Source organism: Enemella evansiae (assembly GCF_002250705.1).
GTDB lineage: Bacteria > Actinomycetota > Actinomycetes > Propionibacteriales > Propionibacteriaceae > Enemella > Enemella evansiae.
The window spans coordinates 162,631-179,488 of the sequence record NZ_NMVP01000023.1 but is presented as its reverse complement, the minus strand read 5'-3'; the positions used below and the strand labels follow the sequence as shown (position 1 = coordinate 179,488).

Genomic DNA, 16,858 nt, shown 5'->3' with positions numbered 1-16,858 from the left:
TGCCCCATGAAGAAGCTGCTCGTGTTGCTGGCCGGGGTCGTCGGGACGCTCGGGGTGGTCATGGTGCGGCAGAACCGCAAGGCCCAGGCCGAGGCCGAACTCTGGGCCGAGGCCACCGACCCGCTGAGCCCCACCGAACGCCCCCCGCACGCCGGCTGAGCACTCGCCCCGCTCGTCGAGCAGGTCGCGACCCCACAACGTTCGTCGAGTAGGTCGCGCAGCGCCGGCCCCCCACGTTCGTCGAGTAGGTCGCGCAGCGACCGACCCCCCACGTTCGTCGAGTAGGTCGCGCAGCGACCGTGTCGAGACGAACTGGCTCATCTCGACACGCGATCCATTGCTCCGCTTCGCTGCGCATGGCTCGCTACTCGATGAGCGTGGTGGGGCACCGGCTTCATACGTTCGTCGAGTAGGTCGCGCAGCGACCGTGTCGAGACGAACTGGCTCATCTCGACACGCGATCCATTGCTCCGCTTCGCTGCGCATGGCTCGCTACTCGATGAGCGTGGGGGTGTCCGCTGGGCATGGCTCGCCATTCGATGGGCGTCAGGCGATCTCGGCGAGTTCGGCGGCGTGGGCGCGCATCCGGCGTACCGCGACATGGCAGCGCTGCCGGACGGCGCCGGGGTTGGCGTGGTGGCGTTCGGCGGCGGCCGCCCCGCTGCAGCCCTCGGCGTACACGGTGGCGAGCAGGGCGCCGGTGGCCCGGTCGATCAGGCCGAGCCGGCGGGCGGCGCGGATCAGCCGGCGGGCGGTGAGCTCGTCGGCGGTCTCCAGCACCGGCGGCAGCAATCGCTCCAGCTCGGGCTCGGCCACGGGGACCAGCTGCTGGTGCCGCTCCGCACGCACCGCCTTCAGCGTGTCCAGGGCCAGGTTGGCCGCGATCCGGCGTGGCCGGCGGTCCAGCGGATACCGCCGGATCACCAGCCACAGCTGCGCGAGATAGTCATCGATTCCGGCCGACGGGTCCCGCCGCGCCATCCGTCGCAGCTTCGGCAGCATGGTCTGCAGCACCACCCGCCCGGCCAGCGGGCAACCGGCGGCATCCTCGGCGAGCAGCGCCGCCAGCGTCGCATCGGGCTGCTCGGCGATCCGCTCCAGCACCGCCAGGGGCCCCTCGCAGCCGGCCAGCACCGGGTGTCGCTCGGCCCAGCCGCGGACCCGTGCCCCGCTGTGTTCGACCAGGTACGCCCAGTCCTCGGCGAGGTGGTCGAGGTGTTCGCGATCGCTGCTGCTGTTCATCATCTGCTCCCTTCGTCGGCCCTGGGATGAGCCTGTCCGGGGAGCGTTGCGGCAGGTGTTGTCCGAAACGTGCAGGTGTTGTCCGGACCCCGACACGCCGCCGGGAAACGTGACGAGGCGGCGCCATCCGCTCGGATGACACCGCCTCGTTTCGGTCCGGGACCCCGTGGCTTCGACTCGTTCCTCGCTCAGCCGACGGGGGATCTCGTTCCTCGCTCAGCCGATGGGGACCGGCATCACTTGACCTGGTACTTGGTGATCTTCGGATCCGCCTTCACCTGATCGGCGGCCTTCTGCATGTTCTCGCAGAACTGCTCCGGGGTCGCCTTGCCGGTGAGCAGGTTGCGGACCTGGTCCTTTGAGGCGTTCTTGATCGGCGCGTACCAGGTGTCGTACTGCAGGTTGAAGACATTGCTGCCCGCCGCCTGCTGGGCGTCGGCCACCGACTGCAACGCGGTCGAGGGGTTGGTCAACCGCTTGCCGGCGTCCTTCACCGCGACCAGGCTGCCGGTCAGCTCGGCGAACTTCGAGGTCGCCTCGTTGGACAGCATCTGGCGCATGTACTCCAGGCCGCCGGCCTTGTTCTTGCTGGCCTCGGAGACCACGAAGGGCTCACCCGCGCTGCCGCGGATCGCGGTCTGCGGCATCTTGTCACCGGGCAGCGACGGGGTGGTGAACACCTTCATGTCGAAGCCCTCCGGCGCCTTGGACTTGCCGGTGGCCTTGTCCTTGAGCTCGTTCTCCAGCCAGGAGCCGACCGGAATCATCGCCGCCTTGCCGAGCGCCCACTCGGCCTGCGAGGTGGTGTGGTCCAGACCCTCGGCGCCCGGTGCGATGAAGCCCTTGTCGTAGTACTCCCGCCAGGCCTTGGCGACGGCGAGCATCGAGTCGTCGGTCCAGGCACCGTCCTCGAGGTTGTCCAGCTTCTTGGCGTACTCCAGACCGCCCTTCTTGACCGCCATCGTGCCGATGATCGCGGCCATGTACTGGGTGTGCACACCGGTGTGTATGTAGGGCGCCATCTTGCCGTCGGCCTTGATCTTCTCCGACAGCGCCATGAACTCGTCCCAGGTCTTCGGAACCGTCCAACCCTTCTCGTTGAAGAGCTTGGAGGAGTACCAGATGCCCCACATCGAGAAGACGTAGTTCAGCTCGCGCATGACGCCGTCGAAGGAGCCCTGCTCGGCGGTCCCCGGGGTGAGGATGTCGCGGATCTTCTTGCTCGGGTCGTCGACCGTGGGCGCATCGAGCAGCGGGGTCAGGTCGGCGACCTGCTTCTGCGCGACCAGCTGGGCGCGGGGCAGCGCATCGGCACCGGAGTTGTCGAACACCTCCGGCGGGTTGGCCGCCTGGAACCGCGGCTGCAGCTCGGTGGCGATCTTGGTGGTGGACTTCATCTTGGCGACGTCGCCACCGGCCCACTTGTTGTAGAGCGCCACCTGCTCGGTGCCGTACTTGTCGCCGTAACCGCCGTTGAAGATGACCACCTCGATCGGGGCCGACTTGTCCACCCCGAACGGGTTGTCGGGTGACTTCTGCTCGCCCCCGGAGCTGCCGCTGCTGCCCGAGGTGTTGCCGCCGCCGGTCGCGCAGGCGCTGAGGGAGCCGAGGCCGATCACCGCGGCGCCACCGACGGCGATCTGGAAGAGGCTGCGGCGGCTGATGTTGTGTGGATCTGGGCTCATCATCGAGACCTTTCTGTGGGAATTACTTGACTGCGCCGGCGGTCATACCGGTCTGGATCTGCTTCTGGAAGATGAAATAGAGGATGAGGACCGGCGCCATGCCGATCACCAGTCCCGCGAACAGGCCGGAGAAATCGGACCGGTAACCGGCGTCGGCGGCCATCCGGGCCAGGCCCTGGGTGATCACGTACCGGCTCGGGTCGGGGTTCAGGAACAGCGGGATCAGGTACTGGTTCCACAACCCGACGAGGTTGAAGATGCCGATCGAGACCAGGCCCGGGCGGGCCATCGGCAGCATCACCAGGAAGAACGTCTTGAAGTGCCCGGCCCCATCGACGAAGGAGGCCTCGTAGACCTCCTTGGGCAGCGCCCGGAAGAAGGAGGTCAGGAAGAACACGGTGAACGACAGCGCCCAGGCGGTGTAGACCGCGATCATCCCGCGGTAGGTGCCGAGCAGTTCCAGCCCGCGCATGATCCCGAACAGCGGCACCAGGGCGACGAACATCGGCACCGCGTTCGCGCCGACGAAGATGCCGAGCAGGATCTTGCGGCCCGGGAACTCGTAACGGGCCAGGCAGTAGGACACCATCGAGCCGAGCACCATCACCAGCACCACCGAGCAGCCGACGATGATCACCGTGTTCAGGAAGTAGGACGCGAACCCGGACTCACCCCAGGCCCGCGCATAGTTCTGGAACATCAGCGTCTTCGGCAACTTCCAGGAGTCGACGAAGATCTCGTTGTCGGTCTTCAGCGAGCTGGAGAACACCCACAGCACCGGGATCACGGTGACCAGGGTCCAGATGATCAGCACCACCTGGGTGACCACGCTGAGTCCCCGGCCCGTGCGCTCCCGGCGCAGCGGCTGCTGCGTCGGGGCCTGCTCGACCTGCTCGTCGGTGAGGGTCACAGTTCCACCTGCTCTCGTCGGGTGATCCGGAAGGCCAGGGCGAGCAGGATCGAGGTGAGGAAGAAGACCACCACCGCCTGCGCGGAGGCGTACCCGATCCAGGCCTGCTCCTTGAAGGACCGGTAGACCGAGAGTGCCATCACCTCGGTCGCGCCATTCGGTCCGCCCGGTCCGACGGTCATCACCTGGATGATCGCCAGTCCGTCGAGGCAGAAGATCGCCAGATAGATCAGCGCGGTCTGCACCGCCGGCCAGAGCAGCGGCAGGGTGATCCGGAAGAAGGTCTGGAACTTGGAGGCCTGGTCGATGGAGGCGGCCTCCAGCAGTTCGCGCGGGATCGCGGCCATCGCGGCGGAGAAGTAGACCATGTAGAAGCCGACGTGCGTCCAGACCATCACCGTGATCACCGCGCCCAGCGCGAAGCGGTCATCGGCCAGCCAGGTCGGCCCGTCGATGCCGACGACGGCGAGCAGCGAGTTCAGCAGGCCGCGCGGCTGGAAGACCTGCTGGAACATGATGCCCAGGGCGGCCACCGAGATCACCTGCGGCACGAAGAACAGGAAGCGGTACGCCGGGGCGCCCCAGACGCCGCGGATCTGGCCGGCGCGGGCGCCGGAGAGATTGAGCATGGTGGCGAAGAACAGCGCGATCGCGATCGTGATCAGCGGCACCAGCACCAGCAGGATCAGGTTGTTGCGCAGGCCCCGCCAGAAGGTCAGATCGGGTGGTGCGCCGATCCCCAGGATGTATTTGTAGTTCTGCAGCCCGACGATGTTGAAATCCGGGGTGAGGCCCGTCCAGTCGGTGATCGACAGATAGAAGGCCTGCGCGAACGGGGACAGCACGAAGATCCCGAACAGGACCAGCGGCGGCACCAGGAATGTCAGCAGGAACGGGACGCGCCCTCGCTTCATCTACTCGGCCCCATCGTCGTCGGTGGGTCACCCTGGTGGTGACATCCGTGGAACAGATTTCTGTCAAACTACAAACTCGCGGGCCAAAGTTCCACCAACTCCGGTAACGATTCCCTCACCAACTCGTTTCCGGGCGGCTTCAGGAACCGGTGAACCGTGCCTGAGCGGCCACGAGCGGCTCGAGTCACACCGTGCACATTCTGCATCGAGCCGTGCGCTGCCGGACAAGCGTGGGTGCCGTCCGGCGGCGGATACTCGGTCCATCCTCGTTCAAGGGAGAGGTTGGGGATCGATGGAGACCTACGAAAGTCTGCTGGCAGCGGTGAGCGTCGAGGACGGCGAACCGATCACGAATCCGGCCACCGATGAGGTGGTGGGGCGGGCACCGCAGGCCACGGCCGATGATCTGACGCGGGCGGTCGCGGCCGCCGAGAAGGCCCAGCCCGGCTGGGCGGCCCTCGGTCACGAACGCCGCTCGCAGCTGCTGAACGAGGCCGCGGACGCGGTGGATCGTTCGGCGGAGGCGCTCGCCGAGCTGATCGCCCGCGAGCAGGGCAAGCCGCTGAACGGGCCCGGTGCCCGCTTCGAGGCCGGCGGGGTCGCCGCCTGGCTGCGCGCCGCGGCGGCCACCCCGTTGGAGCCGGAGCAGGTGCTGGATGACGAGACCGGTCGCGCGACCCTGAGCTACCGGCCGATCGGTGTGGTCGGCGCCATCGGGCCCTGGAACTGGCCCGCGCTGATCGCCAGCTGGCAGTTCGCGCCGGCGCTGCGGATGGGCAACACCGTGGTGCTGAAACCCAGTGAGTACACCCCGCTGTCGGTGCTTGCGCTCGGCGCGATCGTCAACCAGGTGCTCCCCGAAGGCGTCCTGCAGGTCCTCTCCGGTGGCCGGGACCTCGGCGCCGCGATGACCAACCAGCCCGGTTTCGGCAAGCTGATGTTCACCGGTTCGACCGCCACCGGCAGGGCCATCGTCGCGGAGAGTGCTGAGCAGCTGCCCCGCCTCACCCTCGAACTCGGCGGCAACGATCCGGGGATCGTGCTCCCGGATGTGGATCCGGAGGCGATCGCCGAGGACCTGTTCTGGGGCGCCTTCATCAACACCGGTCAGACCTGTGCCGCGCTGAAGCGGCTCTATGTGCACGAGGACGTCTACGACGCGGTCGTCGCGGCGCTCACCGCCGTCGCGGAGAAGATGGCGATGGGACCGGGCACCGACGAGCAGAACGTGCTCGGCCCGCTGACCACCCCCCAGCAGTTCACGATCGTCGATCGCCTGGTCGAGCAGGCCAAGGCATCGGGTGCGCGGATCGTCCTCGGTGGCGAGCCGGATCGGGATGCACCCGGAAACTTCTATCCGGCCACCCTGGTCGCGGACATCGATCCCGATCAGCCCCTCGTCATCGAGGAGCAGTTCGGACCGGCACTGCCGATCATCCGCTACCGGGATCTGGATGAGGTGATCGGGCTCGCCAACGCACTCGACGCGGGCCTCGGTGCCTCGGTCTGGTCTGGTGATCCGGGGGCCGCGCGAGAGATCGCCACCCGGATCCAGTCCGGCACCGTGTGGATCAACAGCCACGGTGGGGTGCACCCGATGGTCCCGTTCGGCGGTGTGAAGGGGTCCGGATACGGCTTGGAGTTCGGCGTCGAGGGCCTCAAAGCGGTGGCCGTGCCCCAGGTGATCAACGGATAGGGCCCATTGGCGGGTACGCCTCAGCGACCGGCGATACCGGTCTCGTAGGCGAACAGCACCAGACCCACCCGGTCCCGGGCCTGCAGCTTGGACAGCAGCCGCCCGATATGGGTCTTCACGGTGCCCTCGGCCATGTAGAGCCGGGCGCCGATCTCGGCGTTGGTGGCGCCGTGGGCGATCTCGGTGAGCACCTCCAGCTCGCGCTCGGTGAGCACCTCCAGCCGCGGGTCGGGGCCGCTCTGCCCCGGGTTGGCGGGCAGGCTGGGCGCGATGTGATCGAGCAGCCGCCGGGTCGCGCTGGGGGCCACCACGGCATCGCCGGCGGCGACGTCGCGGATCGCGGCGAGCAGTTCCGCCGGCCGGGCGTCCTTGAGCATGAAGCCGGAGGCGCCGGCCTTCAGGGCCGCGAACACGTATTCGTCCAGATCGAAGGTGGTCAGCACCAGGACCCGGGTCGGGTTCTCCGAACCGACGAGCCGGCGGGTCGCCTCCACCCCGTCCAGCACCGGCATCCGGATGTCCATCAGCACCACATCGGCCGGGCGGGCGGTCAGCGCGGTGACCGCCTCCTGCCCGTCCGCTGCCTCCCCGACGACCTCCATGTCGTCCTCGGCCTCGATGAGCATCCGGAAGCCACTGCGTACCAGCGACTGGTCGTCGGCCAAAAAGACCCTGATCATGCGAAGACCCTGATCATGCGTACCTCTTCTGTGCGTGTGCGGGTCAGCCCCGGGCGGGCATCCCCGGCTGGGGCTGGGTGCGGATGCTGCCGGTGGGCAGCACCGGTACCAGTGCGCGTACCCCGAATCCTCCCGCAGATCGGGGTCCGACCTCCAGCACCCCGCCCATCGCACCGACCCGTTCGGCCATGCCCTTCAGCCCGTTGCCCATCCCGTCGGAGGCCGAACCCTGTCCGATGCCGTCGTCGACGACCTCGGCGATGATGCTCTCCCCGGAGTAGCGCAGCGTGACGAGCGCGCGGGCCTGCGGGCCGGCGTGCTTGAGGAAGTTGGTCAGCGCCTCCTGCACGACCCGGTACACGGTGAGCTGGGTCGCGGCACCGCAGGGTGGTGGTGTCCCCTCGACGCGCAGTTCGACCCGGTCACCCATCCGCTGCACCATCTCGGGGATGTCGCCCATGCCGGGCATCGGGGCGTACGCCTCACCCTCGTCGGATCCGGAGCGCAGGACGCCGACGATCCGGCGCATCTCGGTGAGCGCCTCGCGGCCGGTGCTGGCGATGGTGTCCAACACCTCGGCGGCCTTCTCCGGCTTCTTGGCCGCCATCGCGCGGCCGCCCTCGGCCTGCACGACCATCACCGACACCGAGTGGGCGACGATGTCGTGCAGTTCGCGGGCGATCTGCTGCCGGGCGCTGATCTCGGCCATCCGGGCCCGCTGGTCGCGTTCGGCGAGCAGGTTCTGGATCCGTTCGGCCTCGGCATTGGCCTGCTGCAGCTTGGCCCGCTCCGATTCCCGCAGCCGGCGGCCGACCACGTAGGGGGTCAGCACCATGCCCAGGCAGACCAGCACGGCGAGCACCGCGACGTTGACGTCCCAACCGGTGTCGGCCTTGTACCAGCTCATCGGACCGAGGGCGGAGGCCGCCCCGCCGATCACCAGCGCGATCCGCGATTCCCGGGCATCCACCCAGCGGGCCACCGAATAGACGACCAGCGGGATCACGATCAGGCAGGGCAGCGGGGTGTCGGACAGCAGCAGGTGGAACACGCCACCGACGCTGACCAGGCCGAGCATCAGCATCGGGAAGTGGCTGCGCAGCGCCAGCGGGGTGACCATGGTCAGCCCGACCAGGATCTGCCCCCAGCCGGAGAACCCCCAGTAGCCGTAGGTGAGCACCAGGAAATAGGGGAACACCGTGGTGAGCAGCAGGAATCCGGTCAACGCCAGATCACCGATCCACCCACGCGGGTGGTCGGTCAGCTCACCGTCGGGGGTGAGCGTCGTGGCGCGGCGCAGCATGGACATGGCGCGTCCAGACTAGGCGTACGCCGCTGGCGGGACATCGGTCTGTGGTCGCTCGGTGCGGGCCCGGTGATCGGTCCGTGGAACGGGATTGCGCCCATATAGGAAGACCCTATAAGGTCATCGCATTCATCAATGAGGTGTCGGCGATGGCCGGCGCCCGTCAGCGAAAGGGACCGCCGTGGCCATCATCTTCAGCCACACCGTCGACGATCTGCTCCGGGCCCGGGTGGCCCAGATGGCGTCCGCGGTGGACTGTGGGGCGATGGCGCCGGACGAGGCGGTGGACCAGATCGCGGCCGCCGGGCTGCTGGGCCGCCCGGTCGGGGCCGGTCTGCAGCGCTCGGCGGACACGGTCGCCGCGCTGGCCGAGGAATGCCCCACCACGGCGTACGCGGTGCTGCGGTCGCTGGGTGCCGAGGGGATCGCGGCCGATGTGCTGGAGCTGTCCTGGTACGCGGGACTGATCCGGGGCGGGCTGGCCGATGCCGAGACCGTGGTGGACCGCGGGACCCACGAGCGGTACCGGGTCGAGGTCGACGAGCTGCGCGCGGAGAGCTATTCGCTGCTCGGCGGCTGGCAGCGCTGGGCCTGCAACACGATGGCCGGCAGCATCAGCGAACTGTGGGTGCTGCTCGGTGCCGCCCGGCTGCTGGCGCGGCGGGCCGGTGAGCTGGCGGTCGAGCTCGATGGCCGCCCGGCCGCCCGCCGCCGACTGGCCGCCGTCTCCGCCCCGGTCTCCTTCGCCCTGGCCGGCTGACCCCGACCCCCCGTTCATCGAGTAGCCGCCCCGGCACCGCGTCAGCGGGGCCGGGGCGGCGTGTCGAGATGAACCCTGCTTTCCGGGGGCCTACCAACCGTCGGTCCGCCCGCTCACGGGGTCCGGACCGGTGCGTTGACCGGATCGGCGCGCCGCCGCAGCCGCAGGGAGGCGTACAGCACGCCGCCGACGACCAGGCAACCGCCGAGCAGCTCGGCCCAGGCTGGTACCTCGTCGAAGGCGAGCCAGCTGGAGAGCACGCCGACCACCGGCACCAGCATCGACCAGGGCGCGACCTGGCTGGAGGGGTGCCGGGCCATCAGGCTGTTCCAGATCCCGTACCCCAGGATCGAGGCGCAGACCACGATGTAGAGCATCCCCAGGTTCGCCGGCAGGGCTGCCGGGGTGAGCGCGGTGCCGAGCGCCTGGCCGATCCGGTGCGGACCCTCGAAGAGCAGCGACAGCCCGAGCATCGGCAGCGGCGGGATCAGCGACATCCAGAAGGTCAGCTGGATCGGCTTGGGCGCCTTCGCCTGCCGGGAGCAGATGTTGCCGATCGCCCAGCCGAGCCCGCCGCAGAGTGTCAGCAGCACCGGCAGCAGGGCGGCGGCCTGGGCGCGGTGCCAGGCGATCACGCTCAACCCCGCGACCGCGATCAGCACGCCGATCAACTGCTGGCGGGAAAGCCTTTCGTGCAGGAAGATCCCGGCGAGCAACACGGTGAACGGCGCCGAGGACTGCAGCACCACCGAGGCCAGCCCGGCCGGCATCCCGGCCACCATCGCGACATAGAGGAAGGCGAACTGCAGCACGCCGAGCCCGATCCCGGTGCCGATCAGCCAGCGCAGCTTGATCTGCGGCCGCGGGACGAACAGCAGGGTGGGGATCGCCAGCAGGGTGAACCGCAGGGAGGCCGCGAGCATCGGCGGATAGTGCTGCAGGGCGTACGCGGTGGCCGGGAAGTTGAGCCCCCACAGCACGGCCACGCTCAGGGCCAGGAGCTTCTCGCGTGCGGTCATGGTTTCATCCTGCGCCCGGCGATCAGTGAAGGACAATCACAATGTTCTGAAGTGACGATGTAGCATCCCTTCATGGATCTTGCTCAGCTCGAAGCGCTCCGCGCGCTGGCCGAGTATGGGTCGGTGACCGATGCGGCGCTGGAGACCGGGCGTACGCCGAGCGCGGTTTCCCAACAGTTGAAGGCATTGCAGCGGTCGGTGGGTGCGCGGTTGGTCGAGCGCGACGGCCGCGGCGTCCGGCTGACCGACGCCGGGGCGGCCCTGGCCGCGGCCTCCCGCCGGGTCGCGGTGGCGATGGCGGAGTTGGAGGAGGAGTGGGCCGCGTGGCAGCAGGCCCCCGGTGGCACCGTGCGGGTGGCGACCTTCCACTCGGCCGGCGAACTGCTGCTCCCCGGGCTGCTCAACCGGCTCGGCGACCGGCCCGATCTGCGACTCGAACTCGCCGACCAGGACGTCTCCTCCGACAGCTTCGCCGCCCTCACCGGCCAGCACGACATCGTGATCGGCCACCGTGGTGACGACGCGATCCCCGCCGGCCGGGACCGGGTCGAGGTGCATCCGCTGTTCACCGAACCGGTCGATGTCGCGGTACCGGTCGATCACCGGTTGGCCGGCCGCTCCGGGGTGCGCGCGGCCGACGTCGTCGACGAGCCCTGGATCGGCGTACCACAAGGATTTCCGCTCGATCGGATCCTCACCGCGCTCGCCACCACCGCGGGCAACCCGGCCCGGGTGCGGCACCGCTCGGTGAACTTCCAGCTGGCCGAACGACTCGTCGCCACCGGGCACGGGGTGGCCCTGTTGCCGCGCCACACCACCGCGCTGCACGCCGTACCGGGGCTGGTGCTGCTGCCGGTCACCGATGTCCGGTTGCGCCGGCATGTCGAGGCGCTGGTCCATCCCGAACGCGGGGTACGCCGGGCGGTGCGCGCCGTGCTCACCGAGCTGACCGCCGAGGCCACCTCGATCGGGGCCGATACCGATGGATAGCGCACGCACTAGACATCCCTAGAAAAAGGTATCCGCCGGGCCCGGGGGCCCGGCGGATACCGGTGTCGGCGGCGTCGTCGCCGACTCAGCGCCCGGCCTCCCTCACCGCCCGGTCTCCCTCACCGCTTGGCCTCCTTCAGGGCGAAGGTGCCGTTGCCCGCCGGGATCGAACCGGTGTAGCGCTCCAGGTAGTAGTCCAGCCAGGGCGCCCGGCCACCGTGGGTCGGGATGTCGCCGGCCGGGTTCTGGGTGGCCAGGTCGAGCTTGGCCTGCTTGACCCGGATCGGCTGGTTGGTCGGGGTGACGATCCAGCTGCCGTTGCCGTCCACCGAGCCGATGCTGACCGCCAGGCTGTGCCCGGCCAGCAGCTTCCAGTCCTGCGACTTCAGCTCGAAGCTCAGCTCCCCGTCACCGGAGATCCGGGCCACGTTCTCGTTGAACATCACCGCCTGCCGGCTGCCGTCGGCCTGGGCGCCGGGGGAGACGTCCCACAGCCGCACCATCACCTGCGAGGAGGTGACACCCGGCGGCACGTCGACCTGCATGGTGACCTTCGGCGTACCGGTCAATCGGACGTCGTTCTTCACCGGTTGGCTGTAGCGGACGTAGCTGTCGGTGACCTCACCGGAGTTGCCCGGGTTGCCGGGTTTCGCGGGCTTGCGGGATCGGGCCTGTGCCGAGTTGCCGGGCGGGGCGTTCTCCATGTCCCACTTCTGACCGTTGCGCTGCCCCTGGGCCGCCTCGGTCGCCAGCGCCCGGGTGTCCCGGCCGGCGTCTATGAAGGTGCCGGACTGCAGGTTCACCGAGAAGTCGGTCCGCGGACCGGTCCAGGCGGCCTGCTGGCGCCAGCTGCCGTAGTTGTCCTGGACCGCGAAGTTCGGATCGATGACGCTCGGCTGGATGCCCTTGAGGTTCTTGTCATAGAAGCGCATCACCTCGTCGAACCAGCCCTCGCGGCCCATCTTGAGCCGACCGGCGCTGTCGGTCTCGTTGCCGCGCACGTGTTCCCACGGTCCCAACCAACCGCGTTCCTCACCGGTGTGGTTGTTCAGGTAGGTCTCCATCGCCTCGGGCTTGGTGTTGTTCTCCAGGAAGCCCTGGGTGACGATCAGCGGGGTGCTCGACCCGGCGGCCTGCGCGGCCAGGTTGCGCGCCTGCCAGTAGGGCGAGTTGTGGTCGGGATTGTTGTTGTTGCTCAGATTGTTCGCGAAGCACTGCGGATTCGACTTCTCGAAATCGGCGTTCTTCTTGTACCGATCGGTGTCGTCGGCCATCCCGGGCAGGCTCGCGATCGAGTTGTACGCCCGGGGCGTGCCGGTCACGTTCGGGCGCGGGACGCCGTTGCTGAACAGGTAGTTGTAGAGATCCCACACCGGTTCCTGGGCGACCACCGCCGACAGCCCGGGGGTGCCCAGGTTGTTGCCGATCAGGCCGGTGACGCCGTCGTAGGACTTGCCGTAGAGGCCGACCTTGCCGGTCGACCAGGGTTGGGTCGCCGACCAGCGGATCGCCGCGTCGACATCGGCCTGCTCCCCGGGGCCACCCCAGTCGAGACAGCCGGTGGAGCCGCCGAACCCGCGCAGGTCCACCAGCACCACGGTGTAGCCGCGCTCCATCAGCTGCCCGCCCTCGATCAGGTCGTTGAAGCGCTCGGAGGGGCCGGTCTGGCTGAACCCGTCGTCACCGGTCTGGCCGATATGGGCGAAGTAGGGCCCGACCGACAGGATCACCGGGGAGCGGTCGGTGGGCTTCAGGTTGGCGGGCCGCAGGATGTCGGCATGCAGTTCGACGCCGTCGGTGGAGCCGAAGTAGTCCTCGCTCCAGGCGGCGCCGTCGGGCACCCGGTCGTTCTGTGCGTTGGTGATGCCCGGGGCGGCACCCACCGGCGCGGGTGCCGCGGCGGTGTCGGTGGCGGCCGGCGGTGCGGCGTACGCCAGCGCGGGGCCAATTCCCAGCGTCAGGGGTCCCAGCGTCAGGGCCGCGGTGGCGGCCAGCAGGGGTCGGCGGAGCATGGAGGTGCACCTTTCGTCGTGCCACAACGGTGTGGCTGGGGTGTGACGTGTGTCAGCAACCTAATCGGTGCTCCCCCGACTGTCCATGGTCTGACCAGTGTCGTTCGGGTTGAGCGTGGTGCGGGGCGACGCCCGCGTCAGAGGTCGATCCGGTACCGCAGCTTCGCCGGATGGGGCGGGTACTCGGTCGCCTCCACGGTGCCGTCACCGACCCAGCCGTGCTTGGCATAGAAGGCCCGGGCGCGATGGTTCTCGGCCAGCACCCAGAGCCGGGCGCTGGCGTACCCGCGCTCGGCGATCGTCCGCAATCCCTGCTGCAGCAGGCGATGCGCCAATCCGGTACCGGCCTCGGTGGCGAGCACGCCGAGGTGGTCGATCCAGTCCTCATGGGTGGCGCAGTAGCCCAGGCCGGTCCCGTCGCGTTCGGCCCACCAGATCAGGTACGCCGGATCGGCCAGTTCGCGGTGCCACTTCGCCCGGATCTCCTGCACCGGAAAGGGAAACTCCGCCGGCGGGAAGATGTGCGCGAACGCCGGGGTGGTGATCCGCTGCTCCAGCAGCGCGCCGGCATCGGCGTCGGCGGGGCCGGCCGGCCGCAGCGTCGCGGCGCTCACCCGTCGGCGAGCGCGGCCAGGGCCGCACCGGTGAGCCGCTGCGAGGTCCACTCGCTCAACGGCAGCGCGCCGATCGAGCGATAGAACGCGATCGACGGTTCGTTCCAGTCGAGCACCGTCCACTCCAACCGCGGATAGCCGCGCTGCACGCACAGCTGCGCCAGCGAGGCGATGAGTGCCTTGCCGTAACCCTGCCCGCGCTGGGATTCGTCGACCCACAGGTCCTCCAGCCAGATGCCGTGCCGGCCGGTCCAGGTGGAGTAGGTGAGGAACCAGACCGCGATCCCGACGATCCCGCCGTCGCGCTCGACGACGTGCGCGAATGCCTTCGGCTCGGTGCCGAACAGCGTCTCGGTGAGCTGCGCCTCGGTGTTCGCCACGGCGTCGGGTTCCCGCTCATAGGTGGCGAGCTGTTGGATGCAGCGCAGGATCCCGGCCGCGTCACCGGCGACCGCGGGACGCAGCACCGCCCCGCCGGTCAGCGTGCGCGGCGGCAGCGGGGCAGTGGTCACCGCCCGCCCTGCTGGTGCTCCGAGGACAGCACCGAGATGCCCGGCTTTCCTTCGTGCACGATCTTTCCGGGGTTCAGATTGCCCTTCGGGTCGACCCCGTCGAACAGTTCGCCGATCATCCGCTCACCGGCCGGGGAGACGTCCTGGCTCATCCACGGGGCGTGCTCCAGACCCACCCCGTGGTGGTGGGACAGGGTGCCGGAGGAGTCGATGAAGGACTGCTGGATGGCCCGCTTCACGTGGTCGTACTTGTCCAGCACCTGCTCGGAGTCGTCGGCGATCGCGAAGGTGAAATAGAGGCAGGCGCCGGAGTGGTAGTTGTGCGAGAGGTGGCACATGATGTAGCCCTGCGAGCCCACCTCGGCCATCGCCTCCTCGGCGGCGGCGATCGTGTTGTCATACAGCGGTTCCAGCTTGGAATAGGGTGCCGCGGTCTCCGACACGTCCGCCGCCGCGCCCCGGTCCAGCAGGAAGTCGCGCAGGTAGGGGGTGTCGAACTTCTTCTGGTCGTAGAGCGCGCCGGGGCCCTTGCCGACGACCATGCCGCCGTGCTCGGTGACGAGCTCCTTGACCAGCTGCTTCTGCCGGGCGACGTGCGCCTTGGAGCCCTCGAAGCCGATGAAGCTCATGCACAGCTTGTCCAGATCCCAGCCGCGGCGCTGCAACAGCTTGAAGATCGCCTCGGTGGCGTACTTCTTGACGCCCTTCTGCTTCTTCTGGGTGGCGAAGGAGAAGGCGGTCTCGCGGGGATCGGAGACCCGGGCCACGATCACCTGGGCCTCGGACTTGCTGATCGCCTGCATCGCGCGCAGCGCCCGGGACCAGTCGGGGAAGAAGTACGCCAGCACCACCCGCTCCTCGGGCAGCCGGTGCACGTTCACCCAGGCCTCGGTGATCACGCCGAGCCGGCCCTCCGAGCCGAGGATCATCTCCCGCACGCTCGGCCCGGTGGAGGTGGCCGGCAGCGGGTTGAGCACCAGCACGTCCCCCGGCTGCACCATCCGCAGCCCGCGGGTGACATCGCCGATGTCGCCGTACTTGTCGGACTGCATGCCCGAGGACCGGGTGGCGATCCAGCCGCCGAGGGTGGAGTGGGTGAAGGAATCGGGGAAGTGGCCCATCGTCCAGCCGCGCCGGTTCAGCTGCTCCTCCAGCGCCGGGCCGAGCGCACCGGCCTGGATCCGGGCCAGCCCGGCCTCCTCATCGATCTCCAGCACCTTGTTCAACCGGCCCAGATCCAGCGAGACGACCTGGCGGTCCTCACCGGCCAGCGGCTCCAGGGCGCCGACGATGTTGGACCCGCCGCCGAAGGGGATCAGCACCGCATCGGCCTCGACCACCGCGTCGACGACCCGGCGTACCTGCTCCTCGTCGGCGGGGTAGACGACCACATCGGGCACCCGCTTGAGCTGGCTGCGGCGCATCCGGATCAGGTCCCGGACGGACTTGCCGAAGGTGTGCACCACCCGGTCCATGTCCTCGGTGACCACATATTTCTCACCGAGCGCGTCGACGAGTTGGCCGCGCAGCGGGTCGCCGAGCCGGGAGGCCGGCACCTCGATCTCGTCGAAGGCCGGCGGCCGGCCGGCGGGGGCATCCAGATCCAGGCCGACCTTCTCCAGCACGAACGGCGCGAAGTTCGGCTTGTCCTCGTGGTGGAAAGCGACGCCGTCGACACCCCAACCCCACCACTTCATGTGCTTGACGCCGTTCATTGGTCGTTCTCCTTCTCATCGGGCGAGTCGAGGCTCCTGGTCATCTTCTCCGCCAGCGCGGCCTCTTCGTAGTCCTGCATCCGCGGCAGACCGACGGCCTGGGCGGTGGTGTCGTGCAGTTCGCGGATGTAGCTCGCGATCCGCTCCGAGAACTGGTGTGCGGTCTCGCCGGGCTCGGCCCACATCGGATCGCCGAAGACGACGTGCACCGACGGGCGACCCCAGCGCGGCAGGCTGGCGCCGCGCGGCATCGCCAGCGCCGCACCGACCAGGGCGACCGGGAGGCAGGGCACATTGCGGGAGATGCACAGCGCCGCGACCCCGGGGGTGAACCGGCCCATCGCCTTGGTCTTGGAGCGGGTGCCCTCGGGGAAGAGCAGCAGCGGTACGCCGTCGTTGAGCAGGTGGCCGGACATGCCGCGGGACCGGGAGCCGCGCTCGCCCTTCTGCCGCTGGCTGAAGCCGCGTTCCACCGGGAAGGCGTTGAAGAACAGCGAGGTGGGGGCGCGCCGCCAGAAGGATTCGAAGAAGTAGTCGGCGGCCGCCCCGGTGGCCAGATGCCGGGACAGCCGGCGCGGCAGGCCGCCGATGATCAGCGGGGAGTCGAGGTGGGAGGAGTGGTTGGAGACCACGATGAAGGGGTCGGACAGGTCACGCAACCGTTCCCGGCCGTACACCGTGACGTCCACCAGGCCCCACACCGCGGGCTTCAGCATCAGCTGCTGGGCCACGAATCGCGCCGCCCGATGGGCACGCGAGGTGTAGCGCCCTCTTTCACTCACCGCCACAGACTAGTGCCCCCT

The 16,858-nt window shown here is 69.1% G+C and carries 16 protein-coding genes; 4 read left to right on the top strand and 12 right to left on the bottom strand.

Annotation, left to right across the window (positions count from 1 at the left end; all coding sequences use genetic code 11):
- Positions 1-6 precede the first annotated feature (6 nt).
- Entirely contained in the window at positions 7-159 is a 153-nt protein-coding gene (locus BI335_RS21505; RefSeq protein WP_166646786.1) for a DLW-39 family protein, read from the top strand.
- Positions 160-546: 387 nt separating this feature from the next.
- On the opposite strand, the gene BI335_RS12945 is transcribed toward BI335_RS21505, so the two are convergent.
- The 4 genes from BI335_RS12945 to BI335_RS12930 all read right to left on the bottom strand — a co-directional run bounded on the left by BI335_RS12945 (position 547) and on the right by BI335_RS12930 (position 4,751).
- Positions 547-1,242: an RNA polymerase sigma factor gene (locus tag BI335_RS12945; protein ID WP_133626115.1), complete on the bottom strand. Its 696-nt coding sequence runs from the start codon at positions 1,240-1,242 to the stop codon at positions 547-549.
- A 236-nt stretch (positions 1,243-1,478) separates the two neighbouring features.
- Entirely contained in the window at positions 1,479-2,927 is a 1,449-nt protein-coding gene (gene ngcE, locus BI335_RS12940) for an N-acetylglucosamine/diacetylchitobiose ABC transporter substrate-binding protein (RefSeq protein ID WP_172421891.1), read from the bottom strand.
- Between the two features lie 22 nt (positions 2,928-2,949).
- Entirely contained in the window at positions 2,950-3,837 is an 888-nt protein-coding gene (locus BI335_RS12935; protein ID WP_094356872.1) for a carbohydrate ABC transporter permease, read from the bottom strand.
- The gene (locus BI335_RS12930; RefSeq protein ID WP_094431379.1) at positions 3,834-4,751 is read right to left on the bottom strand and encodes a carbohydrate ABC transporter permease; all 918 of its coding nucleotides are present in this window, start codon (positions 4,749-4,751) and stop codon (positions 3,834-3,836) included. Before BI335_RS12930 ends, BI335_RS12935 begins: the two co-directional genes overlap by 4 nt.
- Positions 4,752-5,043: 292 nt before the next feature.
- On the opposite strand from BI335_RS12930, the gene BI335_RS12925 reads away from it, so the two are divergent.
- On the top strand, positions 5,044-6,447 hold the full coding sequence (locus BI335_RS12925; protein ID WP_094431377.1) for an aldehyde dehydrogenase family protein: 1,404 nt from the start codon (positions 5,044-5,046) through the stop codon (positions 6,445-6,447).
- Between the two features lie 20 nt (positions 6,448-6,467).
- Here BI335_RS12925 and BI335_RS12920 read toward each other — a convergent pair whose 3' ends face one another.
- Complete coding sequence (locus BI335_RS12920) at positions 6,468-7,127, bottom strand: response regulator (RefSeq protein WP_094356869.1); 660 nt, start codon at positions 7,125-7,127, stop codon at positions 6,468-6,470.
- 43 nt (positions 7,128-7,170) lie between these two features.
- Positions 7,171-8,436 (bottom strand): sensor histidine kinase, encoded by a 1,266-nt coding sequence (locus tag BI335_RS12915; RefSeq protein WP_094404316.1) that lies wholly within the window; start codon positions 8,434-8,436, stop codon positions 7,171-7,173.
- Positions 8,437-8,614: 178 nt separating this feature from the next.
- On the opposite strand from BI335_RS12915, the gene BI335_RS21500 reads away from it, so the two are divergent.
- Complete coding sequence (locus tag BI335_RS21500; protein ID WP_094356867.1) at positions 8,615-9,193, top strand: hypothetical protein; 579 nt, start codon at positions 8,615-8,617, stop codon at positions 9,191-9,193.
- Between the two features lie 113 nt (positions 9,194-9,306).
- On the opposite strand, the gene BI335_RS12910 is transcribed toward BI335_RS21500, so the two are convergent.
- The gene (locus tag BI335_RS12910) at positions 9,307-10,212 is read right to left on the bottom strand and encodes an EamA family transporter (protein ID WP_166646788.1); all 906 of its coding nucleotides are present in this window, start codon (positions 10,210-10,212) and stop codon (positions 9,307-9,309) included.
- 72 nt (positions 10,213-10,284) lie between these two features.
- Between BI335_RS12910 and BI335_RS12905 the strand changes: the two genes are divergently transcribed.
- On the top strand, positions 10,285-11,202 hold the full coding sequence (locus BI335_RS12905) for a LysR family transcriptional regulator (RefSeq protein ID WP_094431375.1): 918 nt from the start codon (positions 10,285-10,287) through the stop codon (positions 11,200-11,202).
- Between the two features lie 119 nt (positions 11,203-11,321).
- On the opposite strand, the gene BI335_RS12900 is transcribed toward BI335_RS12905, so the two are convergent.
- From BI335_RS12900 to BI335_RS12880, 5 genes are all read right to left on the bottom strand, one after another.
- Positions 11,322-13,214, bottom strand: coding sequence for a CocE/NonD family hydrolase (locus BI335_RS12900; RefSeq protein WP_094431372.1), 1,893 nt, complete (start codon positions 13,212-13,214; stop codon positions 11,322-11,324).
- A 137-nt stretch (positions 13,215-13,351) separates the two neighbouring features.
- Positions 13,352-13,828, bottom strand: a complete 477-nt coding sequence (locus tag BI335_RS12895; protein WP_166646789.1) for a GNAT family N-acetyltransferase — start codon at positions 13,826-13,828, stop codon at positions 13,352-13,354.
- Entirely contained in the window at positions 13,825-14,340 is a 516-nt protein-coding gene (locus BI335_RS12890; protein ID WP_229119579.1) for a GNAT family N-acetyltransferase, read from the bottom strand. Before BI335_RS12890 ends, BI335_RS12895 begins: the two co-directional genes overlap by 4 nt.
- Entirely contained in the window at positions 14,337-16,055 is a 1,719-nt protein-coding gene (locus BI335_RS12885; RefSeq protein WP_094356863.1) for an FAD-binding oxidoreductase, read from the bottom strand. The genes BI335_RS12890 and BI335_RS12885 overlap by 4 nt, the downstream gene beginning before the upstream one ends.
- A complete protein-coding gene (locus BI335_RS12880; protein WP_411266758.1) occupies positions 16,052-16,837 on the bottom strand; it encodes a lysophospholipid acyltransferase family protein in 786 nt (261 codons plus the stop codon). Before BI335_RS12880 ends, BI335_RS12885 begins: the two co-directional genes overlap by 4 nt.
- Positions 16,838-16,858: the final 21 nt, after the last annotated feature.

What these genes read in the sequence shown, in the direction of transcription:
- BI335_RS21505 (WP_166646786.1), top strand. Translation starts at nt 7, where the DNA reads ATGAAGAAGCTGCTCGTGTTGCTGGCCGGGGTCGTCGGGACGCTCGGG.
- BI335_RS12945 (WP_133626115.1), bottom strand. Translation starts at nt 1,242, where the DNA reads ATGAACAGCAGCAGCGATCGCGAACACCTCGACCACCTCGCCGAGGAC.
- ngcE (WP_172421891.1), bottom strand. Translation starts at nt 2,927, where the DNA reads ATGAGCCCAGATCCACACAACATCAGCCGCCGCAGCCTCTTCCAGATC.
- BI335_RS12930 (WP_094431379.1), bottom strand. Translation starts at nt 4,751, where the DNA reads ATGAAGCGAGGGCGCGTCCCGTTCCTGCTGACATTCCTGGTGCCGCCG.
- BI335_RS12925 (WP_094431377.1), top strand. Translation starts at nt 5,044, where the DNA reads ATGGAGACCTACGAAAGTCTGCTGGCAGCGGTGAGCGTCGAGGACGGC.
- BI335_RS12920 (WP_094356869.1), bottom strand. Translation starts at nt 7,127, where the DNA reads ATGATCAGGGTCTTTTTGGCCGACGACCAGTCGCTGGTACGCAGTGGC.
- BI335_RS12915 (WP_094404316.1), bottom strand. Translation starts at nt 8,436, where the DNA reads ATGTCCATGCTGCGCCGCGCCACGACGCTCACCCCCGACGGTGAGCTG.
- BI335_RS12910 (WP_166646788.1), bottom strand. Translation starts at nt 10,212, where the DNA reads ATGACCGCACGCGAGAAGCTCCTGGCCCTGAGCGTGGCCGTGCTGTGG.
- BI335_RS12905 (WP_094431375.1), top strand. Translation starts at nt 10,285, where the DNA reads ATGGATCTTGCTCAGCTCGAAGCGCTCCGCGCGCTGGCCGAGTATGGG.
- BI335_RS12900 (WP_094431372.1), bottom strand. Translation starts at nt 13,214, where the DNA reads ATGCTCCGCCGACCCCTGCTGGCCGCCACCGCGGCCCTGACGCTGGGA.
- BI335_RS12885 (WP_094356863.1), bottom strand. Translation starts at nt 16,055, where the DNA reads ATGAACGGCGTCAAGCACATGAAGTGGTGGGGTTGGGGTGTCGACGGC.